At 59.4% G+C, this 24,323-nt stretch carries 24 protein-coding genes; 16 read left to right on the top strand and 8 right to left on the bottom strand.

Annotation, left to right across the window (positions count from 1 at the left end; genetic code table 11):
• Positions 1-83: 83 nt before the first annotated feature.
• Genes MGEO_RS12345 through ggpS form a run of 3 tightly spaced genes read left to right on the top strand, consistent with a single transcriptional unit; the run spans position 84 to position 3,492 of the window.
• Positions 84-1,226 carry an NAD(P)H-dependent glycerol-3-phosphate dehydrogenase gene (locus tag MGEO_RS12345; RefSeq protein WP_085638018.1) on the top strand — a complete coding sequence of 381 codons (1,143 nt, stop codon included), beginning with the start codon at positions 84-86 and terminating at the stop codon, positions 1,224-1,226.
• Positions 1,223-2,005 (top strand): HAD family hydrolase, encoded by a 783-nt coding sequence (locus MGEO_RS12340; protein ID WP_085638014.1) that lies wholly within the window; start codon positions 1,223-1,225, stop codon positions 2,003-2,005. Before MGEO_RS12345 ends, MGEO_RS12340 begins: the two co-directional genes overlap by 4 nt.
• Positions 2,005-3,492, top strand: a complete 1,488-nt coding sequence (gene ggpS / locus MGEO_RS12335; RefSeq protein ID WP_085638011.1) for a glucosylglycerol-phosphate synthase — start codon at positions 2,005-2,007, stop codon at positions 3,490-3,492. Before MGEO_RS12340 ends, ggpS begins: the two co-directional genes overlap by 1 nt.
• 33 nt (positions 3,493-3,525) lie before the next feature.
• Here the strand turns inward: ggpS and MGEO_RS12330 are convergent, their stop codons facing one another.
• The 6 genes from MGEO_RS12330 to MGEO_RS12305 form a co-directional block, all read right to left on the bottom strand.
• Complete coding sequence (locus MGEO_RS12330) at positions 3,526-4,488, bottom strand: ABC transporter ATP-binding protein (protein ID WP_085638008.1); 963 nt, start codon at positions 4,486-4,488, stop codon at positions 3,526-3,528.
• Positions 4,488-5,462 carry an ABC transporter ATP-binding protein gene (locus MGEO_RS12325; protein ID WP_085638005.1) on the bottom strand — a complete coding sequence of 325 codons (975 nt, stop codon included), beginning with the start codon at positions 5,460-5,462 and terminating at the stop codon, positions 4,488-4,490. The genes MGEO_RS12330 and MGEO_RS12325 overlap by 1 nt, the downstream gene beginning before the upstream one ends.
• Positions 5,462-6,406 carry an ABC transporter permease gene (locus tag MGEO_RS12320; protein ID WP_085638002.1) on the bottom strand — a complete coding sequence of 315 codons (945 nt, stop codon included), beginning with the start codon at positions 6,404-6,406 and terminating at the stop codon, positions 5,462-5,464. The genes MGEO_RS12325 and MGEO_RS12320 overlap by 1 nt, the downstream gene beginning before the upstream one ends.
• Entirely contained in the window at positions 6,406-7,386 is a 981-nt protein-coding gene (locus tag MGEO_RS12315; RefSeq protein WP_085637999.1) for an ABC transporter permease, read from the bottom strand. Before MGEO_RS12315 ends, MGEO_RS12320 begins: the two co-directional genes overlap by 1 nt.
• A 171-nt stretch (positions 7,387-7,557) precedes the next feature.
• Positions 7,558-9,138 carry an ABC transporter substrate-binding protein gene (locus tag MGEO_RS12310; protein ID WP_085638094.1) on the bottom strand — a complete coding sequence of 527 codons (1,581 nt, stop codon included), beginning with the start codon at positions 9,136-9,138 and terminating at the stop codon, positions 7,558-7,560.
• A gap of 191 nt (positions 9,139-9,329) precedes the next feature.
• Positions 9,330-10,556 (bottom strand): urate hydroxylase PuuD, encoded by a 1,227-nt coding sequence (locus tag MGEO_RS12305; protein WP_085637996.1) that lies wholly within the window; start codon positions 10,554-10,556, stop codon positions 9,330-9,332.
• A 98-nt stretch (positions 10,557-10,654) separates the two neighbouring features.
• Here MGEO_RS12305 and MGEO_RS12300 point away from each other — a divergent pair, with 98 nt between their 5' ends.
• Positions 10,655-11,563 (top strand): LysR family transcriptional regulator, encoded by a 909-nt coding sequence (locus MGEO_RS12300; RefSeq protein ID WP_085637993.1) that lies wholly within the window; start codon positions 10,655-10,657, stop codon positions 11,561-11,563.
• Positions 11,564-11,586: 23 nt separating this feature from the next.
• Here MGEO_RS12300 and MGEO_RS12295 read toward each other — a convergent pair whose 3' ends face one another.
• Entirely contained in the window at positions 11,587-12,264 is a 678-nt protein-coding gene (locus MGEO_RS12295) for a winged helix-turn-helix transcriptional regulator (protein WP_233139875.1), read from the bottom strand.
• Positions 12,265-12,455: 191 nt separating this feature from the next.
• On the opposite strand from MGEO_RS12295, the gene MGEO_RS12290 reads away from it, so the two are divergent.
• From MGEO_RS12290 to MGEO_RS12280, 3 genes are all read left to right on the top strand, one after another.
• Positions 12,456-12,671, top strand: a complete 216-nt coding sequence (locus MGEO_RS12290) for a tautomerase family protein (RefSeq protein WP_085637986.1) — start codon at positions 12,456-12,458, stop codon at positions 12,669-12,671.
• A gap of 68 nt (positions 12,672-12,739) precedes the next feature.
• Positions 12,740-13,258: an OsmC family protein gene (locus MGEO_RS12285; protein WP_085637983.1), complete on the top strand. Its 519-nt coding sequence runs from the start codon at positions 12,740-12,742 to the stop codon at positions 13,256-13,258.
• Positions 13,259-13,371: 113 nt separating this feature from the next.
• Positions 13,372-14,085 carry a class I SAM-dependent methyltransferase gene (locus MGEO_RS12280; protein WP_158091015.1) on the top strand — a complete coding sequence of 238 codons (714 nt, stop codon included), beginning with the start codon at positions 13,372-13,374 and terminating at the stop codon, positions 14,083-14,085.
• 42 nt (positions 14,086-14,127) lie between these two features.
• Here the strand turns inward: MGEO_RS12280 and uraH are convergent, their stop codons facing one another.
• Positions 14,128-14,484: a hydroxyisourate hydrolase gene (uraH, locus tag MGEO_RS12275; RefSeq protein WP_085637977.1), complete on the bottom strand. Its 357-nt coding sequence runs from the start codon at positions 14,482-14,484 to the stop codon at positions 14,128-14,130.
• 148 nt (positions 14,485-14,632) lie between these two features.
• On the opposite strand from uraH, the gene puuE reads away from it, so the two are divergent.
• The 9 genes from puuE (at position 14,633) to iolG (ending at position 24,316) form a co-directional block, all read left to right on the top strand.
• Positions 14,633-16,045: an allantoinase PuuE gene (puuE, locus tag MGEO_RS12270; RefSeq protein WP_233139874.1), complete on the top strand. Its 1,413-nt coding sequence runs from the start codon at positions 14,633-14,635 to the stop codon at positions 16,043-16,045.
• Positions 16,042-16,533, top strand: coding sequence for an ureidoglycolate lyase (locus tag MGEO_RS12265; protein ID WP_085637970.1), 492 nt, complete (start codon positions 16,042-16,044; stop codon positions 16,531-16,533). Before puuE ends, MGEO_RS12265 begins: the two co-directional genes overlap by 4 nt.
• A gap of 66 nt (positions 16,534-16,599) precedes the next feature.
• Positions 16,600-18,015: a uracil-xanthine permease family protein gene (locus MGEO_RS12260; RefSeq protein WP_085637966.1), complete on the top strand. Its 1,416-nt coding sequence runs from the start codon at positions 16,600-16,602 to the stop codon at positions 18,013-18,015.
• A 146-nt stretch (positions 18,016-18,161) separates the two neighbouring features.
• The gene (locus MGEO_RS12255; RefSeq protein ID WP_085637963.1) at positions 18,162-19,193 is read left to right on the top strand and encodes a LacI family DNA-binding transcriptional regulator; all 1,032 of its coding nucleotides are present in this window, start codon (positions 18,162-18,164) and stop codon (positions 19,191-19,193) included.
• Between the two features lie 161 nt (positions 19,194-19,354).
• A complete protein-coding gene (locus MGEO_RS12250) occupies positions 19,355-20,170 on the top strand; it encodes a TIM barrel protein (protein ID WP_085637960.1) in 816 nt (271 codons plus the stop codon).
• A gap of 77 nt (positions 20,171-20,247) precedes the next feature.
• A complete protein-coding gene (locus MGEO_RS12245; protein WP_085637957.1) occupies positions 20,248-21,192 on the top strand; it encodes a sugar ABC transporter substrate-binding protein in 945 nt (314 codons plus the stop codon).
• 95 nt (positions 21,193-21,287) lie between these two features.
• Positions 21,288-22,376 carry an ABC transporter permease gene (locus MGEO_RS12240; protein WP_085637954.1) on the top strand — a complete coding sequence of 363 codons (1,089 nt, stop codon included), beginning with the start codon at positions 21,288-21,290 and terminating at the stop codon, positions 22,374-22,376.
• Between the two features lie 12 nt (positions 22,377-22,388).
• Entirely contained in the window at positions 22,389-23,168 is a 780-nt protein-coding gene (locus tag MGEO_RS12235) for an ATP-binding cassette domain-containing protein (protein ID WP_085637951.1), read from the top strand.
• Between the two features lie 137 nt (positions 23,169-23,305).
• Positions 23,306-24,316, top strand: coding sequence for an inositol 2-dehydrogenase (gene iolG / locus MGEO_RS12230; protein WP_085637948.1), 1,011 nt, complete (start codon positions 23,306-23,308; stop codon positions 24,314-24,316).
• Positions 24,317-24,323: the final 7 nt, after the last annotated feature.

The raw sequence follows: 24,323 nt of genomic DNA, 5'->3' as shown, positions 1-24,323 counted from the left end.
AGCATTTTTTCTGCATCCGCACGGAACCCTTTCGATCCATGTGCGTTGAAGGGTTATGGTAAAAGCTGAAACAGGGCATTCTCATGAAGGTTGACCGGTTTGGCGGCGCTCTCTATCCGCGCGCAGCGCTTCCTTTCTCGAACATAGCGATTATCGGAGCCGGGGCCTACGGAACGGCCCTGGCCCATGTCGCGGCGCAGGGCCAGACCCACGTGACCCTCTGGGCCAGAAACGCCGACCACGCTGAAGATCTGAACAATGCGGGACGCAATGAGCGATACCTCCCCGAGGTCGATCTCGCACCGAGGCTGCGAGCCACGGCTGATTTGGCTGACGCCCTGTCCCGGGCCGAAGCCGCTCTGCTGGTCGTACCATCCCGGGCGGTAAGGGACATGTCCCAGGCGATGCGCAAGGTCATACCCGACGGGATTCCCATCACCGTCTGCGCCAAGGGGATAGAAGCCCAAACGGGCTTTCTCATGTCTCAGATCGTCGAAGACGAATTGCCCGGACATTCCGTCGGCGCGTTGTCCGGGCCAACATTCGCAAGGGAGCTCGCGCTTGGGCATCCTTCTGCTGCGACTCTCGCCTTTGCATTCGATCAGGCATCCCGGCTGAATCCGGAAACCAGCGCTGCAGCGCGGATGGCTGTCACGCTCACGACCCATGCGTTTCGCACTTATCTGTCAGATGACCTTGTCGGTGTCGAAATCGGCGGCGCGGTGAAGAACGTCATCGCCATCGCCTGCGGTATGATGAGCGGTGCAGGCTATTCGGAAAACACGCGCGCCGCGCTGATCACCCGTGGGCTGGATGAGATGAAGGCTCTGGCCGAGGCGTTGGGCGGTCGACGCGAAACGGTCACGGGATTGTCGGGGATCGGGGACCTGACTCTGACATGCTCGAGCACGACCTCGCGTAACATGTCGCTGGGAACGCAACTCGGCAAAGGCGTGCCGCGGGCCGAGTGTTTCGACGGTCAGCCCATCGTGGTCGAGGGCGAGGCCAACGCCAAATCGGTTACAGATCTGGCGCGAAAACTCTCTGTGCCAATGCCGATCTGCGAAACGGTGCGCAGTATCCTGCATGACGATCAACCGATTGCAGAAACTTTCGCCCGGTTCTGGTCCGAGCCGATCGAGTCCGAACCCCGCGCGATGTCCCTGACGTTTGAGCACCCAGCACCCACGCTCGCGTCCCCCGTTTTCAAGGAGACTGCAACATGACCATTCAGGTCCCCATCCATCGACCCATTGGCGAAAAACCCTTTGTGCTTGCGACCGATCTCGATGGCACGTTTCTTGGCGGGTCCGCCGATGCACGGGAAGCTCTTTACAATTGGATCGAGGACAACCGGCACACGATCGGTCTGATATTTGTCACAGGGCGCCATCCGGAGTTCATCCAAGAGCATTGCGACACCTTCGGGATTCCCATGCCCGATTACGTGATCGCTGATGTTGGTACGACGATTGCACAAGTCCATTCCCCGGGGATGGTTCTTCCGGTGCCCGAACTCGAGGCGCCCATCGCAAAAGCATGGGAAGGGAAAGCCGACGCGGTTCGGACTCTTATGGAAGGGGTCGATGGCTTGACCCTGCAGGACACTCCGTTCCGACACCGGCTGAGCTATGACATTTCCCCCGATGGCTTCAGCCTGCCTGATCTCGAACCGGTCCGCGCGCTGGATGTTGATGTCCTGGTCTCGGACAACCGGTTTGTCGATATCCTGCCAAAGGGCATCTCCAAAGGTCCGACCCTGAAACGTCTGATCAACGCCCTTGGCATTGCGCCCGAGCGCGTTCTGACTGCCGGCGACACATTGAATGACATTTCGATGCTGACAGCCGATCTGCACGCCGTTGCCGTCGGCGGGTCTGAAGACGCGCTTTATGACGCGCTGCCTGACAGTCCCAAAATTCACCGTGCTCGCGCGATTGGCGCTGCGGGCATTCTCGAGGCTATTGCGGCCTTTGACCTTCATCCAACTCCAGGGAGTTTTTGATGTCCTCCGATCTTGTGATCGTCTACCACCGCCAACCCTATGAAGAAGTCGAAGAGAACGGAAAAACCGTTCTGCGTGAAAACAAGAGCCCGAACGGGATCGTGCCAACGCTGAAGAGCTTTTTCGGCAAGGTCGATCACGGTTCATGGGTTGCATGGAAACTCGCGGATGATGCCAATGACCCCGGATGGGAACGGCAGATCGAGGTCGAAGACAGTTTTGGCAGCTACTCGGTCTCGCGCCTTCCACTGACGCAGAAGCAGGTACACGAGTTTTATCACGTCACCTCGAAAGAGGCGTTCTGGCCGATCCTGCACAGCTTCAAGGACCGCTACAATTACGACCCGGTCGACTGGCCCAACTTCCGGGAAGTGAACTGGAGGTTCGCCGAAGCCGCCGCCGCCGAGGCCGCGCAGGGCGCACTTGTCTGGGTGCATGATTACAATCTGTGGCTGATTCCCGGCTATCTGCGCCAGATGCGGCCTGACGTGAAGATCGCCTTTTTCCACCACACCCCCTTCCCAGCGCCGGACATGTTCAACGTGTTGCCGTGGCGCAAAGAGATTATCGAAAGCCTCCTCGAATGCGACAGCGTCGGGTTCCACATCCCGCGTTACGCGACCAATTTCGCTGCAGTCGTGCAAAGCCTGTTCGATGTGGAAATCACCGAGCGCACGATCGTGTCCGATGATCTGATCGCCGAAGGCACCGCGCTGACCGAGCGGCGCATGCCGACAAGGCTCGGCGGTCCCAACCGGGACGTTCATCTGAGTGTCGCCCCGGTCGGTGTCGATGTGGATTACATCCAAAGCCGTGCGCGCGAGGAAGCAACCGAAGCACGCACGAAAGAACTGTTGGACGATTTGGACAGCCGCAAGCTGATCCTCTCGGTCGGGCGCACCGACTACACCAAGGGTGGGATCGAACAGTTGAACTCGTTTGAGCGCATCCTTGAAGACCGACCCGAACTTCGCGGCAAGGTGCAGCTGATGCACGTTTCCGTAAGCGCAAATCGAGGCATGGCCGCTTATGGTGAAATTCAGTCTGCCATCGAGGAAGCCGTAGGCCGGATCAATGGCCGGTTCGGCTCGCTTGACTGGCAACCCATCACGCTTGTGTCACGCGCCATCCCGTTCAAGGATTTGGTCGCATACTACCGAGCCGCGTCTGTCGCGTGGATCACACCTCTGGCAGACGGAATGAACCTCGTCGCCAAAGAATTCATCGCGTCGCGCATTGATGGAGACGGAGCCTTGGTGCTGTCGGAATTCGCAGGTGCCGCAGTTGAACTCGGCGCAGCAGTCGCAACCAATCCCTTTTCGAACCGCTCAATGGATGTGGCGATCTGTCAGGCGCTCGACATGTCAGAAACCGAACGTCGGGACCGTATGAAAGCGATGCAGTCGGCCGTGCGGAGGTACGATTTGTCGAGCTGGGGGCTGTCGGTGGAAGAATTGCTTCCCAAACCCCACAGAGATGCCGCCTGATTCAAAAAACGGGGCCGCAGTCGGCCCCGTTTCCTATTCGGCCAGATGGCAGGCCACGCGCATCCCGTTGATACTCCGCATCTCGGGGCGCTGGCGTTTGCAGATATCCTGCGCAATCGGACAGCGCGGGTGAAAGGCGCAGCCAGACGGCGGATTGATCGGATCCGGGATTTCCCCTTCCGGCGGCTGGACCTCGCGTCCGAACCCATCCATCTGAGGTGCAGCTTCCAAGAGCATCTGCGTATAGGGATGTTTTGGCGTTTCAAAGAGATCGTTCGGCGACGCTTCTTCCACCAGACGACCGAGATAGAGAACGCCGATCTTGTCCGCCATGTGACGCACCACGGTCAGGTCGTGGCTGATCAAAACATAAGTCAGACCGAAATCATCTTTCAGATCGCTCATCAGGTTCAGAACCTGCGCCTGAACAGACACGTCAAGAGCAGACGTCGGCTCGTCACAAACGATCAGGTTCGGCTCAGACGCCAAAGCCCGGGCTATGCAGATACGCTGGCGCTGACCACCGGAAAATTCATGTGGGAACTTGCCAGCGTCCTGAACGGACAACCCGACCTGTTCCAGCAGCTTCTCAGCCAGACCCTCGGTCCTGCCACCACGCGACGCCACCGGTTCCACGATGATGTCGCGCACCCGCCAGCGCGGATTGAGCGACGCATAAGGATCCTGGAATATCATCTGGATATCTGACCGGATCGCATCGATTTTTGCCGCGTCGGTTTCGCTGGCCAGATCGATGCCTTCGATCTCGACCGTACCGGAGGACGGCTTAAGCAGACCGACCAGCATCTTGCCGATGGTCGATTTGCCCGACCCGCTTTCCCCGACAAGCGCATATGTGCTGCGCGGTTCCACCTCGAAATCCACCTCGGACACCGCCGTCAGAAAGGCTTTGGATCGGCGCTCGATCACCCGGTTCAACCAGGGTTTCGACACGTCGAACACGCGGCTGAGGTTTTTGACCCTAACAAGCGCCATCAGATGACCTTTTCATCGACCAGAGGATACCAGCAGGCGGCCTGACCATTGCTGACCCGCGGCACCGGAGCCTGTCGGCATTTGTCCGTTGCATGGGGGCAGCGGGGATTGAATGCACATCCATCCGGCACAGCATCCAGACGCGGCATCGCGCCGGGGATCTGGTGCAGACGCCGCTTGCCCTGCGACGCAAGCGGGGTCGAGGCCATCAGCCCGTGGGTATAGGGATGCTGGGGATGGGTCAGCACATCGCGCACCGGCCCCAGCTCGGCAAGGCGCCCGGCATACATCACCGCCACGCGGTCCGTCGCTTCTGCGATAACGCCCATGTCATGTGTGATCAGCATCACAGCTGTTCCACGATCCCGGCACAGGCGGCGCAACAGCGCGATGATCTGTGCCTGCACCGACACGTCGAGTGCGGTCGTCGGTTCGTCCGCAATCACTAGCGACGGCTCTGCACAAAGCGCCAAGGCTATGACCACACGCTGCCGCATACCGCCGCTGAATTCGTGCGGATAACTGTTGACGCGCTCTGCCGCGCCAGGGATGCCCACCTCTTCCAAAGCGGCCACAGCCCGCTTTTCCGCCTCGGCCCGGCTGATTGGCAGGTGCGTCAGCATTGTTTCAGTGAGCTGATCCCCGATCCGCAGCAGCGGATTGAGCGAGGTCAGAGGGTCCTGAAAGACCATACCGATTTCCTTGCCCCGCAGCCGCCGCATCGCATCACCCTTGAGGTGGTCGATCCGCTGACCGTTCAGCCAGATCTCCCCCTTCGAGATATGCGCAGGCGGATTAAGAAGACCGATCACGGCGTTCCCGGCCATCGATTTGCCCGCGCCGCTTTCGCCGACGATGCCAAGGATCTCGCCCGCCTGAATGTCATAGCTGACGCCATCCACGGGGCGCACGATGCCATGTCGCGTAGGAATTTCGACCGACAGGTCGCGGATCGACAGAACTGGATCAGCCATCAGCGGAGCCTCGGGTTCAGAGCATCGCGGAGCCAGTCGCCGAGCAGGTTGACCGACAGCGCCAAAGCAAGAAGCGTGATCGCCGGGAAGAGCAAGATCCACCACTCACCCGAGAAGAGGAACCCCTGACCGATACGGATCAGCGTGCCAAGAGATGGCTGGGTTGGCGGCGCACCGACACCAAGGAAGCTCAACGTCGCTTCGGCAATGATCGCAAGTGCAAGAGAAATGGTGGCGATCACCAGCACCGGTGAGAGCACGTTGGGCAGGATGTGCCGCAGCATGATGGCGCCCGGCGTGCGCCCGATCAGGCGCGCGGCCTGCACGTATTCCTTGTTCTTCTCAACCAGCGTCGCGCCCCGCACCACGCGGGCGAATTGCACCCAGTCCGAGAGGCCAATGGCAAGGATCAGCACCCAGATCGCCATCTGATCGCGGTATTCGACCGGTGTCACACCCTTGGCGATGCCGAAGATCAGCATGGCGACCAGGATCGAAGGGAAAGTCAGCTGCACATCTGCCGTCCGCATGATGATGGTTTCGGTCCAGCCGCCGACATAGCCGGAGATCAGGCCAAGCGTGATCCCCAGCACCATCGCAAAGAAGACGGCGGCGACACCAACGAACAGCGAAATCCGCATGCCGTAAAGAATGGTCGAGAACACGTCACGACCTTGATCATCTGTACCCATGAGGAAGCTGTCCCCGGTGAACGCATTGGGGGTCATCGGCGGCGTAAAGCCGTTCATCAGGTTCAGCGATGCCGGATTGAACGGATTGGTCGGTGCGATCAGCGGCGCAAATATTGCCGAGAGCACAAGCACCACCACGACCGCAGCGGACACCATCGCAACGGGCGAGCGACGGAACGTGTAAAACAGGTCGCTTTCCAGGGCGAGCCGGAAGCGTGATTTCGGCTTCACCGGAATTGGCAGATCCGACATCAATGGCCTCCCGATCGGTCAACCCGCAAACGTGGGTCGATGAAGAAATAAAGGATGTCCACCAGCAGATTGATCCCGACAAACATCACCGAGATCAGCATCAGATACGCCGCCATCACCGGAATATCGACGAACTGAACGGCATTGATGAACAACAGACCGACTCCCGGCCACTGGAACACGGTCTCGGTGATGATGGCGAACGCGATAATCGCGCCAAGCTGGAGACCGATCACCGTAATGACCGGCACCATCGTATTCTTAAGCGCATGGCGGAAATTCACCGCGCGGTCCCGCAGACCGCGCGCACGGGCGAAACGGATGTAGTCCTGCCGGAGCACCTCGAGCATTTCGGATCGAACCAGCCGCATGATCAGGGTCATCTGATAGAGCCCCAAGGTGATCGACGGCAGGATGAGCGCCTTCAGACCGCTTTCCGTCAGAAAGCCTGTGGTCCAACCACCAAGGTCCACGGTCTCTCCCCGCCCGAAACTCGGCAGCCAGCCCAGTTCGACAGAGAACAGATAGATCAGCAGGATGCCGATCAGGAAAGTGGGCAACGACACCCCGATCAATGATGCAGACATGATCGCGTTTGCCAGCACGCCATCGCGCCGGATCGCGGTGAACACGCCCAGCGCGATGCCGAACAGAATTGCAAGAACACCGGACACCATTGCAAGTTCAAGCGTGGCAGGGGCGCGCTCCAAAAGGATTTCCGCCACGGGTCGACCCTGCCGATAACTGACACCGAAGTTGCCCTGCACCGCACCTTCGAGAAACTTGTAGTATTGAACGACAAATGGCTGATCGAGCCCCAGCTGCGACCGAAGCCGCTCGATATCCTCGGCAGTGCGCTCCTGTCCAAGCATGTTGTCGATGGGATCCCCGACAAAGCGGAACATCGCAAAGGCAACAAGCCCGACGATCAGCAGCACAAGCGCCGATTGCCCCACACGCCGAATGATATATGCGAGCATACCGCCCCCGGAATTTCGTGCTCCGGGATCTCGCAGATCCCGATGCGTCGTGGTGTTCGTTTATCCAAAAGCTGCTTCAGCACTTTTGGCCTGACACCTATGTGAGATGCCGCGGCCCAACGTCTTGGACCGCGACACAATGGTTTACCGCTGCATGAGCAAGCGGCGTGATCAGTTCATGGTGAAGTACTTGATCTTCGGCTGATCTTCCGGGTCCACTTCGATGCCCACTTTCTCGGACATGCCCCAGTTGAGAACCTGGTGGTGGATCGGAATGTAAAGCTGCTCGTCCTGAACAACACGCCAGATCGACGCGATATCCGCGTTGCGGGCTTCCAGATCAGTGTTCGACGCAAGCGATTTGATCTTCGCATCCAGGTCGTCATTGTCGAATCCTGTGCCGTTCCACGTGCCGATATCGGACTCACGCCCATGCACGAGGAAGTTGAAGATGTACTCGGAATCGTAGGTCGGAACACCCCAGCCCAGCATGTAGAAATCGGTCTTGCCATCGGTGATCAGCGGGAAGTGCTGCGCCTTGGGTTTTGCGTCGAGGTTCACGGTGATGCCGATCTGGCCCAGCATGCCGACCGCCGCCTGACAGATAGCCTCATCGTTGACATAACGATCGTTCGGGCAGTCGAGGCGGATCGAGAACCCATCGCCGTAGCCGGCTTCGGCCATGAGCGCTTTTGCACCTTCGATATCGGTCGTGGATTCCGAATCCATCGCTTCCGTCCAGCCGTTGACGAAGGGCGGCGCAATCATACCAGCCGGCTGGCTCTGGCCGCGCATCACGACCTGACGGATCGCATCACGGTTGATCGCCATCGACATCGCCTTGCGCACGCGCACGTCAGCCAGCGGGTTCGCACCGTCGATATTGTCCGCTTCGATGTCATCCGCGCCTTGGTTCATACCAAAGAAGATGACGCGGTTCTGCGGTGCCTGCTTCACAACCAGACCATCGGCGTTGTTCACGCGGTCCAGGTCTTGCACCGGCATGTCCTGAAGGAAGTCGACCTCTCCCGACAGCAACGCAGCCACACGGGTCGCAGCGTTCTGGATCGGCGTGTAGACGATCTCGGTGACCTCCATCGGGAACTGGTCGATACCCCAATAGTTATCGTTCTTCACCATGACAGTCTTTACGTCCGGTTCACGGCTTTGCAGCACATAGGGGCCGGTTCCGTTGGCATTGGTCGTGGCAAAGGTGATCTCACCACCTTCGAAGTCCTGCACGTTGACCGTGTTGTTCGCCTCGGTCCAGCCCTTATCCATGATGAACAGGTTGGTCAGGTTCGACGGCAGGATCGGGTTCGGCCCATCGGTGACCATTTCGACGGTGAAATCGTCAACCGCTCGCACTTCGGTGATCGAACCGATCAGTTCTTTCATGTCAGAGTTCGGCTGCTTGGCGCGCTCGAAGCTGAACACAACGTCTTCAGCCGTGAAATCAGCACCATCGTGGAATTTGACGCCCTGACGCAGGTTGAAGACCCAGACATTGGGATCATCGGCGCTCGGTGCCCAGTCGGTGGCCAGCGCGGGTTCGAACGCACCGGTCACATCACGGATGATGAGCGGTTCGTACATCTGGTGACGGATCGTATGCGTCGGGCCTTCGTTCTGTGCATGCGGATCAAGCGTCAGCGCATCGCCGGACCGCGCCCAGCGCAATGTTTCGGCGTTGACCGTGGCCGTCGTGGCAAGCAGCGCAGCAGCCATGGAAATAGCAAGTGTTGTCTTCATGAGACTTCCCTGTGGTTCGTTATCATTGGTGATTTGCTGTGCCATCACTCTTCGACAACGGCACAGGATTGGCAAGACCCATCCCGACGTCATTTTGTGACGGCAAGGTAAAACAAAACCGGCGCGGAAATCCGCGCCGGGCATTCTGTCACCAAGACAGAAATCGCGTTGTCTGGCCAAGAAAGAGCGGTCTATTCCGCCGCCTTGTACCACGCCACGATCTGCGCCCGCTGTTCCGGGTCCATCTGGATCGCGTTCGGCGGCGGCATGGCATGGGACCGACCGGCCTGCAGGTAAATCTGATGCGCGTGCTGCGCGACGTCCGCCTCGGTCTCCAGATATACGCCCTTCGGCGCCCAGCGAATGCCATCCCAAAGCGGCTCGCGCGCGTGGCACATCGAACAATTGCCCTGTACTACGTTATAGGCATCCTCGAACCCCTCGGCTGAGGCAAAGCGCATTTCGAACTCGGTCATCGGACGCTCTGCCGCCTCGTCATAGGTCTCCGTCCCGCCCAGTGTCGAAAGCCACGCGATGATGACAAAAATCAGCGCCGTTACCGCCCAGGTCCAGTGCGGCTGGCCTTTGCCCGCGTGCATGGAGTTGAAGTAATGCCGGATCGTGACCCCCATCAGGAACACCAGTGACGCGATCAACCACGCGAACTCGGTCCCGAAGGCCAGCGGGTAGTGGTTCGACAGCATCAGGAAGATCACCGGCAGTGTCAGGTAGTTGTTGTGGGTCGAACGCAGCTTGGCGATCTTGCCGTACTTAGGGTCCGGCGTGCGCCCCGCCTTGAGGTCCGCCACCACGATCCGCTGGTTCGGCATGATGATGAAGAACACATTGGCCGTCATGATTGTCGCTGTGAACGCCCCCAAATGCAGCAGTGCAGCACGTCCGGTGAACACCTGGTCATAGCCCCACGCCACCACCACGAGGATCGCGAAAAGGAGCAGCATCAGCACCGTCGGCTGTTCGCCCAGCGCGGATTTGCACAGGAAATCATAAAGCAGCCAGCCGATGGTCAGCGACAGCGCCGAGATCACGATCCCTTGCCACAGCGCCAGATCGGCCTTGGTCGGGTCGAGCAGGTACAACTCACCGCCCACCCAATAGACGATCATCAGCAAAGCTGCGCCCGACAGCCACGTCGTGTAACTCTGCCACTTGTGCCAGGTCAGGTGCTCCGGCAACCGCGCCGGGGCGACGAGGTATTTTACCGTATGGTAAAACCCGCCTCCGTGGACTTCCCATTCTTCGCCATACGCCCCCTCGGGCATGTCCTTGGCCGGTTTCAGCATCAGGTCCAATGCGATGAAATAGAAACTCGCCCCGATCCACGCCATCGCGGTGATCACATGCAGCCAGCGCACCGCAAAGGCGATCCAGTCCCAGAGAACGGCGAAATCATACATGGCGAAAGGCTCCCTTGGCTGTTTCCCACAAACTAGCGGCACCGCCATTCTTCTGCTATTCCGATGAAACTCCAAGCTGTATCAAAAATCTGCGAATAATGTCCTATCTCGACAACATCAGAACCTTTGTCCGTGTCTACGAATTGGGCAGCATGTCCGCTGCCGGACGCGATTTGCGGATTTCGCCCGCCGTCACCTCGACGCGGATCGCACAGCTTGAGGAACATCTCTCGGTGCGGCTCTTCCAGCGCACCACGCGTAACCTGACCCCTACGGAACAAGGGCGGCTGTTCTACGCCGGTGCCGTCGAAGTCCTCGAAGCGGTTGAGGCCGCCGAGGCACAGGTGGTCGATATCACCGAAAAACCCCGTGGGTCGATTTATGTCGCGGCCCCCTTGGGCGTTGGCCGCCGCCTGATCGCGCCGCAGGTGCCCGCCTTTATCGAACAGTACCCCGAGGTTTCCGTTCGTTTGCGCCTGACGGACCGCAAGGTTGACCTCACCACCGAAGGCCTCGACCTCGCGGTGTTCCTGGGTGAACCCGAAGACAGCACTCTGCGCATCCGCAAGATCGCCGATGTCGACCGCGTGCTCTGCGCCGCGCCCAGTTACATCAAGGCGCGTGGCATGCCGAACACGGGCGACGACCTGCTGAACCAGAACCACGAATGCCTGAACTTGCGGTTTCCCGGCGCAACCGAATTCCAATGGCGGCTCCAGACCTCCGATGGCCCCAAGCGGTTCAAGGTCAAGGGCCGTTACGAATCCGACGATGGCGACGTTCTGACCGATTGGGCTCTGGATGGTCAGGGCATCGCGCTCAAACCCATGTTCGAAGTGGCCGATCACCTGCGCGCCGGGCGCTTGATCGCGGTGGCCAAAGACACGCCACCCGTCCCGATCCAGATGGCGTGCCTCTTTACGCACCGGCGCAGGCAGGATCCCAAGACACGGCTTTTCATGGATTTCGTGATCGGAAGGATCGGCACGGCGATCAAGAGTGCCTGATCGAGATGAGAGTTCCGCGAACCCTAGACGGCAGCCCGATGTCTTTCCTCATCGGCGCCTTTGGAGACCTCGGCAAAGCTGCTCCGCATCAGCCACTTGGTCAATGTCCGTTCCATAAGGTCATGCCCAGTTAGCGTAATTCGTCCGGCATCGATTTCCTTTTCGAATGTCGTGTGTCCCATCCATGCGGATGTCAGCGCGCGAAGTTCGCACACAACGAACAGGTCTACGTCGAATTTGGGGTCGGTATAGCACAGGTCGGTTTCTTCCCCTGGCTTTGCGACTAGCCAATAATTCGCGGTTTCATTCGGGGCATCATTCAGAACGAACTGGATCACACATTTTGGCTTTGGCAGTTGAAGCCGGTCAATCTTTCCCCGGATTTTCCACATCAGCAGCCGTGCATCCAGGTTTTGGAGCGACACCTCGCAGTCAATGTTGCGATGCGCCCATTCACCCAGTCCACGGATCAACGGCTCCAATTCATCGGCAAGGGCGGTTGTCAGATACTCGGCGCGGCCCTGACTGTCGGCTTGGCGCGCGACAAGACCGTTGGCTTCCATTTCCTTCAGGCGCTTGGAAAGCAGTCCCGGCGACATGCCCGGCACGCCCCTTTGAATCTCGTTGAAGCGTGTCGAACCGGACCACATTTCGCACAGCAGCAGCATGGTCCAACGCGGCTCGAGCAGACTGGCTGCCATCGCCACCGGGCAAAACTTTGGGTAATTGGCTTCTAACATATCGGCACCTCCTCCTGCAGCAAAGCATCTCGCGCGGGCTGGCGTCTACTTCAGAAACTATAGTGGATTTACTGCATTTGCAGAACTGGCTTGCCTCGCGCGACCAATGCGAACCTCAGCCCACCAGAGATTGGAAGCAACGGAGGTGAACCATGCCACTGGTAGATATCGAAGTGATCGAAGGCGTTTTTGACGACGCACAAAAGGCGAAAATGATCGAAAAAGTCACCAACGCGATGGTTGAGGTCGAAGGCGAAAACATGCGGCCCGTGACCTGGGTTCGGGTCAAGGAAGTGCGCAGTGGCCATTGGGGTATCGGTGGCAACACGCCCAGCGCTGACGACATCAAGGCGATGGCGGCAGGTTGAGTTCGGATTGGCCGGACCGACCAAACTGGCGCGATCCGGCCAAGACCTCAAAAAATGGAGAAGACCCAATGGATCGCAACACTCATGCCCGCGAAGCACAGCTGAGGGCACAGGCCGTTTACAGGCAGCGTCCCGAGACAGCCCGGACCGTTCATCGTGGATCGGCAGTGGTTCACGACGGATTAACCTGCACTTTTGAGCAGGATGGTCACCGCGTCATTCTGGATATGCCTCGCGCGATTGGAGGCAGTGATGAAGGGCCGACACCCGGTTTTTTCGCCAGAGCGGGGATTTGTGGGTGTCTGGCAATCGGGATCAAGATGACAGGCGCAAGAGAGAACGTGGCGCTGGACAGCGTGACAGTTGGGATTGAACAAGACTGGGACAATCGCGGCGTACTCGGAATGGATGGTGCGAGCCCGGTTCCAAGCGACACGCGTATCCGCATCGAGATCTCCAGCTCTGAATCTGAGGAAAAAATTGGAGACGTGGTCACGCGCGCACTGAACAGCGATCCTTGGTTCCTCGCATATCGGGATGCTCAACCAGTTCGCACCGCGATTTCCGTCATCGAGAAAGTCTTGTAATGGATGCTCGGCTTCAAATGCGCGTGCAGCGCTATGGGTGGGATGCGGCGTCGGCGCATTATCATGACTCATGGGGCAAACAGCTGCGCCCCGCCCATGATCGACTTCTTCACATGGCACGAGTCCAAAGTGGACAGAACGTGGTCGAGACGGCCTGCGGCAGTGGTTTGGTCACGTTGCGCCTGGCTGAGATGGTGGGTGACGCAGGCTCAGTTCTTGCCACGGACCTGTCCCAAGGCATGATCGATGACTTGAAAGCAAGGCTGGAGGCGAGCGCGACCCCGAATGTCAAAGTAGAGCGTATGGGTGCAGAGAAACTGGACCTGCCAAACCAGAGCTTTGATGCAGCAATTTGTGCGCTTGGTCTCATGTATACGCCCGATCCCGCCGCAGCTGTTTCCGAAATGGCGAGAGTGACGGGTTCCGGCGGAACCGTGGCAGCAACCGTTTGGGGGAACCGCAGGAATTGTGGATGGGCCGAAGTGTTTCCCATCGTGGACTCCCATGTGGCATCCGAGGTGTGCCCAATGTTTTTCGGAACGGGCGCGCCCGGAATACTAAAGCGTATTTTCGAAGATGCGGGTCTGGGACGGATTGAAGAGATCCGCCACTGCGAAACCCTTGAGTTTGGAACCGAACATGACGTCTTGGACGCCGTGTTATTGGGCGGGCCAGTCGCCCTCGCGGTCAAACGGTTTTCAAATGAGATTTGGGCGGAAGTTCAAAACTCCTTCCTGGCCTCAGTCGCGGACTTCCGGCGAAATGACGGCAGCTATGGCATACCGGGTGAATTTGTCACCGTGAAGGGTGTACGCGAGGCCACCTAGGACATTCGCGCTTACCGTACGAGCCCCAGTCTGAGCCTGGGCTCAACTCCCCCGATAGGTCGAATACCCATACGGAGATAGCAAAAGCGGCACATGGTAATGCGCCGCTGCATCCGACATGCCGAACCGGATCGGCACCTCATCCAGAAACAGCGGATCGGCCCCAGCCTGCCCGGTCGCGCGCAGGTAGTCGCCCGCGAAGAACACCAACTCGTAGGTTCCGGTCTGGAACGCATCAACCGGCAAGATCGGGCTGTCGGTGCGCCCATCGTCATTGGTTACTGTCTCGGCGATCTGCTCGGTGCCGGAATCGGTCACACGGTAAAGAACGATCCTGATCCCCTCGGCCGGGCAGCCCTTGGCGGTATCCAGAACATGGGTCGTCAAATAACCGGACATCGCGGCCTCCTGTGATCAACTGCCTCTTTATGCAGCCATCCGTCCGAAATGCGCAAACTGTAAGCCATTTGAGACAGCTTTCGGGATTTCTTGAAAAAGGAATTCGATTATTCGGATTACAAAGACAACCGATCAGGAGGACACCGACGTGCAACGCTATCCACGCGACATGATAGGCTATGGCGCCAACCCACCCAAGGCCAACTGGCCAAAGGGTGCAAAGATCGCCGTTCAGATCGTGCTCAATTACGAAGAGGGCGGCGAGAACAACATCCTGCATGGCGACAAGGCCTCGGAGGCGTTCCTGTCCGAGATCACCGGCGCGCAGCCCTGGCCGGGTCAACGGCACTGGAACATGGAATCCATCTACGAATACGGCTCGCGCGCCGGGTTCTGGCGCCTGCACCGGATGATGAAGGACATTCCCATCACCATCTACGGCGTCGCCACGGCGCTTGCCCGCGCGCCTGAACAGGTCGCCGCGATGAAGGATGCCGGGTGGGAAATCGCCTCGCACGGTCTGAAATGGGTCGAACACAAGGACATGCCCGAAGACGAGGAACGCGCACAGATCCTCGAGGCGATCCGCCTGCACACCGAAGTGGTCGGGGAACCGCCCAAGGGGTGGTACACCGGGCGCTGTTCCAACAACACGATCCGGCTTGTCGCGGAACAGGGCGGCTTCGACTATGTCGCCGACAGCTATGCCGACGACCTGCCCTATTGGATGCGGTTCGGGGATATCGACCAGCTCATCATGCCCTACACGATGGACTGCAATGACATGCGGTTCGGCATCCAGGCGGGATATACCAATGGCGACCAGTTCGAAAGCTACCTCAAGGACAGCTTCGATTACCTTTATGCCGAAGGCATCGAAGGCTCGCCCAAGATGCTCTCCATCGGCCTGCATTGCCGCATCGTCGGCCGCCCCGGTCGCGCGGCTGCGCTGAAGCGCGCGCTGGATTACATGGCGGGGCACGACGGCGTCTGGTTCGCCACCCGCCAGCAGATCGCGCAGCATTGGGCAAGGGAACACCCGGCCCCCACCGCGCAGCGCCCGTCCGAGATGAGCCAGGACGACTTCGTCGCGGCCTTTGGCGGTATCTTCGAGCATTCCCCCTGGATTGCCGAACGCGCCTGCGCCTATGAATCCGGCCCAACCCACGACACGGCGCGTGGCGTACACAACCTGCTCTGCCGCGCCTTCCGCAGCGCGTCGGATGAGGAACGCCTCGGCGTGCTGAACGCCCACCCCGACCTTGCCGGCAAACTCGCCGCTGCCGGACGGCTTACTGCCGAGTCCACCGCAGAACAGGCCGGTGCCGGCCTCGACATGCTGACCGACGACGAACGCGCCACGTTCCAGAAACTCAACGCCGATTACGTCGCGCGCCACGGGTTTCCGTTCATCATCGCGGTCAAGGACAACACCAAGGCCAGCATCCTCGACGCCTTCCACCGCCGCATCGGCAACGACCGCGCCACCGAATTCGCCGAAGCCTGCCGTCAGGTCGAACGCATCGCCGAGCTGCGGCTTTTGGACAAGCTTGGCGCATGACCCGTCAGATTCAGACAGAGCCGCTGACAGCGGACGCCTTCGCCCCGTTCGGCGACCTGCTCGATTGCGCAGGTGCGCCGGACAAGATCATCAACCAGGGTCTGTGCGGCCGCTACCACGACCGCGCGACGCTCGACTTCGCCGATGGCCGCGCCGGGATCAGCATATTCAAGGCCGAGCTGCGCAGCCTGCCCTACACGCTCGACCTGCTGGAGCGGCACCCGCTGGGCAGTCAGGCCTTCGTCCCGATGAGCCACGATCCCTTTCTTGCGATCGTCGCTCCGGACGCCGATGGCAAACCCGGCACACCCCGCGCGTTCCTGACCCAGGCGGGTCAGGCGATCAATCTGCACCGCAACACCTGGCACGGGGTTCTGACCCCGCTGGCAGGCAGCGGCCTTTTCGTCGTCATCGACCGGATCGGAGACGGCAAAAATCTGCAGGAACACTGGCTCGACACCCCCTACGAGGTGATCGACGGAAGTTAACGAACCGGCCGCCTTTGAGGAGGGGCGTCCGGCAATAAAACAAGTGGTTACGAGGGAGAAGGAACCATGTCAGACGCATCCATCGGCACGCCGGAGCAGCTCCGCGATCCGAATTACACACCCCCCATCGCCAAGGCGGTGCCCCTGGGCATCCAGCACGTTCTGGCGATGTTCGTGTCCAACGTCACCCCGGCAATCATCGTCTGCGGCGCGGCGGGCTTCGGCTTTGGTTCCAACAGCCCCGATTTCCCCCAGATGATCTACATGATCCAGATGTCGATGTTCTTTGCAGGCATCGCCACGCTGTTCCAGACCATCGGCTTCGGTCCAGTCGGCGCGCGGCTGCCCATCGTGCAGGGCACCAGCTTTGCCTTCATCCCGATCATGATCCCGCTGGTCGCCGGCAAGGGCGTCGATGCCATCGCGGTGCTGATGGGCGGCATCCTTGTCGGCGGCCTGTTTCACGCCTTCCTCGGCCTGTTCATCGGCAAGCTACGCTTTGCCTTGCCGCCGCTGGTCACGGGCCTTGTCGTCACGATGATCGGCCTCGCGCTGGTCAAGGTGGGTATCCAATACGCCGCAGGCGGCGTTCCCGCCATCGGGACCGAAGAGTACGGCTCTCTGCTGAACTGGACGATGGCCGGCACCGTGATCATCGTCACGCTGGGGCTCAAGTTCTTCACCCGTGGCATGCTGTCGGTCTCGGCGGTTCTGGTCGGCCTCCTGGTCGGCTACGTCGTGGCCTTCGCTCTGGGTCAGGTGAACCTGGGCAACGTGGGGCGTGCGGCGAGTTTCGCCTTGCCGAACCCGCTGCATTTCGGGTTGGAGTTCTCCTTCGCCGCAATCCTCGGCTTCTGCCTGATGTCCTTTGTCTCGGCGGTGGAAACCGTGGGCGACGTGTCGGGCATCACCAAAGGAGGCGCGGGCCGCGAAGCCACCGACAAGGAAATCCAGGGCGCGACCTTTGCCGACGGTCTCGGGACTGCCGTCTCGGGCCTATTTGGCGCGCTGCCCAACACCTCCTTCAGCCAGAACGTTGGCCTGATCGCCATGACCGGCGTGATGAGCCGGGGCGTCGTCACCATCGGCGCGCTGTTCCTGATCCTCTGCGGCCTCGTGCCCAAAGTGGGCGCGGTGATCTCGTCGGTCCCGATCGAAGTGCTGGGCGGCGGTGTGATCGTCATGTTCGGCATGGTCGTCGCGGCCGGTATTTCGATGCTGTCTGATGTGAACTGGAACCGCCGCAACATGGTGATCTTCGCGATTGCTCTGTCGCTGGGCCTTGGCCTGCAACTCGAACCCGGCGCGTTGCAGTACCTGCCGCAGACGATCAAGGTGCTCGCCACCTCCGGCATCCTGCCTGCCGCGCTTATCGCCATCGTTCTCAACCTCGTCCTGCCACAGGAACTGGCAAGTGAATCGACCGAGGAAGTTTCGGGCGGCATGTCCGGTCACGGCTCAGGATCTATGCCCGGCGAATAACGGCAGCAGATCCAATTATGCAAACACCCCCGGCCAGACGGCTGGGGGTGTTTCGTGTCGAATAAACAAGCCTGCTAACTTTGATCTGGCAAGTGACTTGCTGCAAAGCTATCATCCAATGACGTTATTTCGCCATAGGAGACTGCGTGGCTGACCGAGTCACCATCAAGGACGTTGCCCGCGAAGCCGGGGTGAGCGTGACCACCGTTGACCGGGCAATCAACGGTCGGGCCAAAGTACGGCCCGAAACCATACGCAGGATTTCCGAAGCTGCACATCGCATCGGCTACCATGGAACCGGGCTCTTCCAGGGGCGGCTGAATGAGTCCCTGCCAGAGCTTCGGCTGGGATTTGTGCTTCTGAAGCAGTCTCAGGAGTTTTATAAGAATTTCGCACGCGAGATAGAACGCGCGGTGTCTGAACGCTCGGATATCCGGGGGCAGGCCGTAATCCGATACGCGTCTTCTCAATCGCCGTCCGAATTCGCCGAACTGCTGTCAGAGCTTGGAGCCTCCTGTGACTCGATCGCCGGGGTTGCGGTGAATGACCCCAAACTTGACCGCGTCGTTCAGGATCTGAAGGACAAAGACGTTCCAGTATTCTCGATGCTCAATGATTTCGCGCAGGGCATCCGCAGTTGCTATGTCGGCATGAACAATATGAAGATCGGAAGGCAGGCTGCGTGGCTGATCACCAAAACCGTGCATGAACCGGGCAAGCTGGCCATTTTCGTCGGCGGCAACCGTTGGCACGGGCACGATCTTCGCGAAGTGGGATTCCGATCATTTGTCCGGGAAACCGGGCGTGGGTTTCAGGTTCTGGACACGCTCGTGAACCTCGAGACACGCCAACTGACCTACGAGGCAACGCTCGACCTCATTCACCGTCACCCGGATCTCAAGGGTATCTACGTGGCAGGTGGCGGCATGGAGGGGGCGATCGCCGCTTTGCGCGAGGTTCATTCCGAACCAAAAGTGGCGCTCGTGGTAAACGAACTGACGGCCGAGAGCCGCGCAGCATTGATCGATGGATATGCCACCATGGTGATTTCCACACCGCTGGCCAAGGTTTGCGATGATGTGGTGGATATGATGGTCAAGACCTCGCTGCATGGTGAGGACGGCGTATTCGGGCAGCTGTTTCTCGACCCGGTGCTGATCCTGCCTGAAATCGTATGATGACGTGTTTACGTCATTATTGCGGCCTGGAAAGCGTCATGAATGACGCATTTTTACGCGCGTAGCATTGACCGAATCTCACAATTGACGACAGGTTACCTTCCGTAAGGCAGGCTTTGACACGACCCGAAGAGGTTGGCGGAGCTGCGCTGGGAGGAAAAATGAAGACGGCTCTGAACCACATGACCGTGCCCGGTCTGGACTATGTGGCGTTTCTGGACCTTGCATCCAAACTGGGATGCGCCGGGGTCGAGGTCCGCAATGACATCGACCAGCCCCTCTTCGACGGGCGCTCCCCTGCGGACGCCGGACGTATCGCGCAGGACAAGGGCCTCAGCCTATTCGGTGTGAGCCAGGTGTATCCCTTCAATGACTGGTCGGCAGAGCGCGAAGACGCGGTGAAAGCCCTTATCGGGATCGCCAAAGAGGCTGGCGCCGATACGATCAGCCTGATCCCCCGCAACGATGGAACCGCCCTTGGCAACGGTGAGCGGCAGGCAAATCTGCGCGTCGCGCTGCGAGCCATCCTTCCATTGCTGCAGGATGCCGAACTCATCGGCCTTGTGGAACCGCTGGGTTTCCAGCGCTCGTCGCTGCGCCACAAGGCAGAGCTGGTGGACACGATCCGGTCCATCGGCGGCGAAACGCATATGCGCATCGTGCACGATACGTTTCACCATACACTGGCCGAGGAAGACACTTTCTTCCCCCAGATGACAGGCATTGTGCACATCTCCGGCGTCGTCGATCCCGCGCTGACATTGGGGCAAATGGAAGACGAACACCGCGTTCTCATCGATGCCTCGGACCGTCTTGGCAACATCGACCAAATCGCTGCGCTGCTCTCGGCAGGATATGACGGCCCGGTCTCCTACGAATGCTTTTCACCGGAAACCCACGCGCTGACGGATCCGTACAGTGCAATCCGGAGATCCTTTGACTTTATCGCTTCCGAACTTCAGGCGCACGCCGCCTGAAGGGACGACCAACCGCCCCGCCAGCGGGGCTTCCGGTTTTGAGTTTGGTGTGCCGGACACCGTTTAGGGAGGAAACCATGAAGAAAACTCTTATTGCTGCAGTCACGCTGTCGTTGATGTCCTCGGCGTCGTTTGCGGAGACAATCGGCGTGTCGATTGCCCGCTTTGACGACAACTTCCTGACCGTCATGCGGAACGGCATGGAAGACTATGCGTCCGGCATCGATGGCGTGGATCTCGTTGTTGAAGACGCACAGGATGACGTGGCCCGTCAGCTTGACCAGATCAACAACTTCGTCGCGTCCGGCGTTGACGCGATCATCGTGAACGCCGTCGACACCAACGCAACCGAAGCCATGACACAGGCCGCCGCTTCTGCCGGCGTACCGCTCGTCTATGTGAACCGCCAACCTGTCAACGTGGACACACTTCCCGACGATCAGGCGTTCGTCGCCTCGAACGAAATCGAGTCCGGTACACTCGCCGCATTCGAAGCCTGCAAGATGCTGCGTGCCATGGGGCACAGCGGTGGCGCATCCGGCTACCTGCTGATGGGGCAGCTGTCCAACCAGGCGGCGGTACAGCGCACCAAGGATGTCGATGACATTCTCGGCATCGACATGTGCAACTTCATCTCGATCATCGACCGCCAGACGGCAAACTGGTCGCGCGACGAAGCGCAGGATCTGATGACCAACTGGTTGTCCTCGGGTGAAGACTTCCAGGTGGTCTTCGCAAACAATGACGAAATGGCCATCGGCGCGATCCAGGCGATGAAGGCCGCAGGCATCTCGATGGAAGACGTGGTTGTGGTCGGCGTAGACGCCACTCAGGACGCTCTGGTTGCGATGCAGGCGGGCGATCTCGATGCAACCGTTTTCCAGGATGCGTTCGGTCAGGGTGAAGGGTCGGTCGACGCAGCTCTGGCGCTGGCCCGTGGCGAAGATGTCGATCAGAAAGTCTACATCCCGTTCCAGCTGGTCACCCCGGCTAACATCGACAACTTCCTGAGCAAAAACTGAGCCTGAACGACTGAGAAGATCGGGGCGGCGCACCAACTTCGCGCCGTCCCGACTGCAACGCGAGCAGCGCGCAGAACGGGCGTGCGGAGGGGAAAATGGCAGATCAAACATCACACGGTATCGGCGGACTGACCTACGACAAGTCCAAGCGCGCCTGGCCGAACGAGGCCAATGTCTTTATCGCGCTGGTTTTGATCATTCTGATCTTCGAGGCTCTCGGACAGATCCTGCCCTACATGAACGGCCAGAGCATGCTGTTCGATTTCAACACCAACCGGGACGGCACGATCCTCAACATCGCGCGGATCAAGATCGTGATCCTGCAGGTGTCGATCATCGGGATCATCGCGCTTGGAGTAACCCAGGTCATCATTTCCGGAGGGATCGACCTTTCCTCAGGGCCACTCGTCGGCGCGGCGGCTATGATCGTGATGTCTTTTGCACAAACAGAGCTGGTCAACGGCAACCCGAACCCAAAGGCCGTGTTTGGGCCTTGGTCGTTTGACCTTCCCGTGATCATTCCCATACTCGTGGGGTTGGCCTTCGGTGCCTTGATCGGCGCGATCAATGGCACATTCATTGCCCTTACCCGAATCCCGCCGTTCATCGCGACTCTTGGCATGTTCCTGATCTGCCGCGGCATTGCTCAGTGGTGGACCAAGGGGCAACCCGTCTCGTTTCCGACCGAACAGTACGCAGCCCTTGGCGCTGGTATGATGCCTGTTGTCTGGTTCGTCCTGCTGGCCGCCGTGTTCTTCGTGATCATGAAATTCACCGTTTACGGCAAGCACACATACGCCATCGGCTCGAACGAAGACGCGGCACGCATGTCGGGCATCAACGTGAAACGTCACAAGATCCTCGTTTACATGATCGCGGGCATGCTGGCCGCCTTTGCTGCGATCGTGCTGAGCTCCAAGAACCTCACCGCGCAGGCCGGCATGGGACAGTTCTACGAACTCTACGCCATTGCCATGGCCGTAATCGGCGGCGTGAGCCTTACCGGAGGGCGCGGCTCTATCGTCGGCACTGTTCTGGGGGCGATGGTTTTTGGCGTCATCCAGTCCGGCTTCACCTTCATCAAACTCGACGCGTTCTATCAGTTGATGGCCATGGGCGCGATCATCATCAGCGCCGTCGTTCTGGATCAATGGCGTCAGCAACGCGCCGCGATGCGGTCCTGAGGAGGGATCACCATGTCAGACATCATCCTTGAGACCCGAAACCTGACCAAACACTATGGCGGCGTACATGCGCTGCAGGATGCCAACTTCGTTCTTCGCAAAGGCGAACACGTTGCAATCATGGGAGACAACGGTGCAGGGAAATCCACCTTTGTCCGCCAGATTACAGGAGTGGAGCAGCGAACCCGCGGTGACATCATTTTCGACGGTAAACCGGTGAATTTTTCCGGTCCGATCGACGCCCGTGAGGCAGGGATCGAGACCGTATTCCAGACGCTGGCGCTGGCCGACGACCTTGATGTACCCGACAACCTGTTTCTGGGGCGCGAGATCACGAAGTGGAATTTCCTGGGTCCGTTCCGGCTCCTTGATTACCGTTCGATGCGCGAAGCGACACTTGCCGGTTTGGAAAAGACTGCCGTGAAAATCCCGAACATCCGAAACTCCATCCGCAACATGTCCGGTGGTCAACGTCAGTGCGTTGCCATCGCGCGCACGGCAACGTTCCACTCCAAGCTGACCATCATGGACGAACCCACGGCGGCGCTTGGTGTGCAGGAAACCGCGCAGGTGGAAAACATCATTCGTACTCTCAAGGAAGCAGGGGAACCGCTGATCCTTGTGAGTCACAACATGCGTCAGGTGTTCGATCTGGTTGATCGTGTCGTGGTATTCCGGCGTGGGCGTATCTGCGCAAACCTTGACATCAAGAACGAGGATATCTCGGGCGAAGATGTCGTGGCCTACATTACAGGCGCAAAGACCCAGGCAGGTTACGAAGACGCCGCCTGACACCGGCAGATGCCCGGTCCAACAGGACAGGGGCAAAGCCAAATAGCGACCGGCGCGGCCTCCCAGCGTCGGTCGCCCAGACTGCATTGCGCAACAGCGCCCAATCCGTCCAAGGACGCCAAGATCATGAGGATCACATGACCGTTCGTTTCGCCATTCTCGGAGCAGGCCGCATCGGCCAGGTCCACGCCCGCGCTGTCGCTTCGACCGAAGGTGCTTCACTGGTCGCTATTGCCGATCCGGTGGCTGAAGCAGCCGAGCGTGTGGCGTCGGGTTATGGATGCGATATCCGCACCATCGACGAAATCGCGGCAAGCGACGATGTCGATGCGGTTGCGATCTGCACACCGACCAACACACATGCCGATCTGATCGAACAGTTCGCGCGTGCTGGAAAAGCGATCTTCTGTGAAAAGCCGGTGGATCTTGATCTGGGACGGGTCAAAGACTGCCTGAAAACAGTCGAGCAGGAAGGTGCGACGTTGATGGTCGGCTTCAATCGACGCTTTGACCCGGATTTCAGGGCGCTCAAAAAGGCCATCGATGAGGGCCGGATCGGGGATGTCGAGATGGTCACAATCTCCAGCCGCGATCCGGGCGCACCGCCCGCTGAATACATAAAGGTGTCTGGTGGCATCTTCCGCGACATGACAATCCACGATTTCGACGTCGCGCGCTGGCTTTTGGGCGAAGAGGTGGACACCGTTCAGGCAGCTGCATCGGTTCTTACCGATCCCAAGATCGCAGATCTGGGCGACTACGACAGTGTGAACGTGATCTTGACGACGGCAGGTGGCCGGCAATGCACAATCACCAACTCCCGCCGCGCGACTTACGGCTATGACCAGCGGATCGAGGTGCTTGGATCGCACGGGTCGGTCTCGGCCGAAAACATGCGCGAAGCCAATATCGAACTGGCAAATGCAGATGGTTTCCACCGCCCGCCGCTGCTTGATTTCTTTATGACCCGCTACGTGGCTGCCTATGCGAATGAAATCGCCGCATTCGTCGCCGCTTTGGCCGGAGACGGCAAAACCCCGACGACCGGTCATGATGGGATGATGGCGCTGGCACTGGCTGAGGCGGCGCTGCGCTCGGTCAAGGAAAAGCGCGTCGTGCATGTGTCGGAAATTCTCGACGATGCATGATCCAACA

The sequence above is a fragment of the Marivita geojedonensis genome (assembly GCF_002115805.1).
Taxonomy (GTDB): Bacteria; Pseudomonadota; Alphaproteobacteria; order Rhodobacterales; family Rhodobacteraceae; genus Marivita; species Marivita geojedonensis.
Note: the sequence above shows the minus strand (reverse complement) of the source record. Positions and strands in the feature narration are given on the sequence as shown.

Excerpts from the sequence above, each read along its gene's own strand:
- MGEO_RS12345 (WP_085638018.1), top strand. The coding sequence starts at position 84 with ATGAAGGTTGACCGGTTTGGCGGCGCTCTCTATCCGCGCGCAGCGCTT.
- MGEO_RS12340 (WP_085638014.1), top strand. The coding sequence starts at position 1,223 with ATGACCATTCAGGTCCCCATCCATCGACCCATTGGCGAAAAACCCTTT.
- ggpS (WP_085638011.1), top strand. The coding sequence starts at position 2,005 with ATGTCCTCCGATCTTGTGATCGTCTACCACCGCCAACCCTATGAAGAA.
- MGEO_RS12330 (WP_085638008.1), bottom strand. The coding sequence starts at position 4,488 with ATGGCGCTTGTTAGGGTCAAAAACCTCAGCCGCGTGTTCGACGTGTCG.
- MGEO_RS12325 (WP_085638005.1), bottom strand. The coding sequence starts at position 5,462 with ATGGCTGATCCAGTTCTGTCGATCCGCGACCTGTCGGTCGAAATTCCT.
- MGEO_RS12320 (WP_085638002.1), bottom strand. The coding sequence starts at position 6,406 with ATGTCGGATCTGCCAATTCCGGTGAAGCCGAAATCACGCTTCCGGCTC.
- MGEO_RS12315 (WP_085637999.1), bottom strand. The coding sequence starts at position 7,386 with ATGCTCGCATATATCATTCGGCGTGTGGGGCAATCGGCGCTTGTGCTG.
- MGEO_RS12310 (WP_085638094.1), bottom strand. The coding sequence starts at position 9,138 with ATGAAGACAACACTTGCTATTTCCATGGCTGCTGCGCTGCTTGCCACG.
- MGEO_RS12305 (WP_085637996.1), bottom strand. The coding sequence starts at position 10,556 with ATGTATGATTTCGCCGTTCTCTGGGACTGGATCGCCTTTGCGGTGCGC.
- MGEO_RS12300 (WP_085637993.1), top strand. The coding sequence starts at position 10,655 with ATGTCCTATCTCGACAACATCAGAACCTTTGTCCGTGTCTACGAATTG.
- MGEO_RS12295 (WP_233139875.1), bottom strand. The coding sequence starts at position 12,264 with ATGGCAGCCAGTCTGCTCGAGCCGCGTTGGACCATGCTGCTGCTGTGC.
- MGEO_RS12290 (WP_085637986.1), top strand. The coding sequence starts at position 12,456 with ATGCCACTGGTAGATATCGAAGTGATCGAAGGCGTTTTTGACGACGCA.
- MGEO_RS12285 (WP_085637983.1), top strand. The coding sequence starts at position 12,740 with ATGGATCGCAACACTCATGCCCGCGAAGCACAGCTGAGGGCACAGGCC.
- MGEO_RS12280 (WP_158091015.1), top strand. The coding sequence starts at position 13,372 with ATGGCACGAGTCCAAAGTGGACAGAACGTGGTCGAGACGGCCTGCGGC.
- uraH (WP_085637977.1), bottom strand. The coding sequence starts at position 14,484 with ATGTCCGGTTATTTGACGACCCATGTTCTGGATACCGCCAAGGGCTGC.
- MGEO_RS12265 (WP_085637970.1), top strand. The coding sequence starts at position 16,042 with ATGACCCGTCAGATTCAGACAGAGCCGCTGACAGCGGACGCCTTCGCC.
- MGEO_RS12260 (WP_085637966.1), top strand. The coding sequence starts at position 16,600 with ATGTCAGACGCATCCATCGGCACGCCGGAGCAGCTCCGCGATCCGAAT.
- MGEO_RS12250 (WP_085637960.1), top strand. The coding sequence starts at position 19,355 with ATGAAGACGGCTCTGAACCACATGACCGTGCCCGGTCTGGACTATGTG.
- MGEO_RS12245 (WP_085637957.1), top strand. The coding sequence starts at position 20,248 with ATGAAGAAAACTCTTATTGCTGCAGTCACGCTGTCGTTGATGTCCTCG.
- MGEO_RS12240 (WP_085637954.1), top strand. The coding sequence starts at position 21,288 with ATGGCAGATCAAACATCACACGGTATCGGCGGACTGACCTACGACAAG.
- MGEO_RS12235 (WP_085637951.1), top strand. The coding sequence starts at position 22,389 with ATGTCAGACATCATCCTTGAGACCCGAAACCTGACCAAACACTATGGC.
- iolG (WP_085637948.1), top strand. The coding sequence starts at position 23,306 with ATGACCGTTCGTTTCGCCATTCTCGGAGCAGGCCGCATCGGCCAGGTC.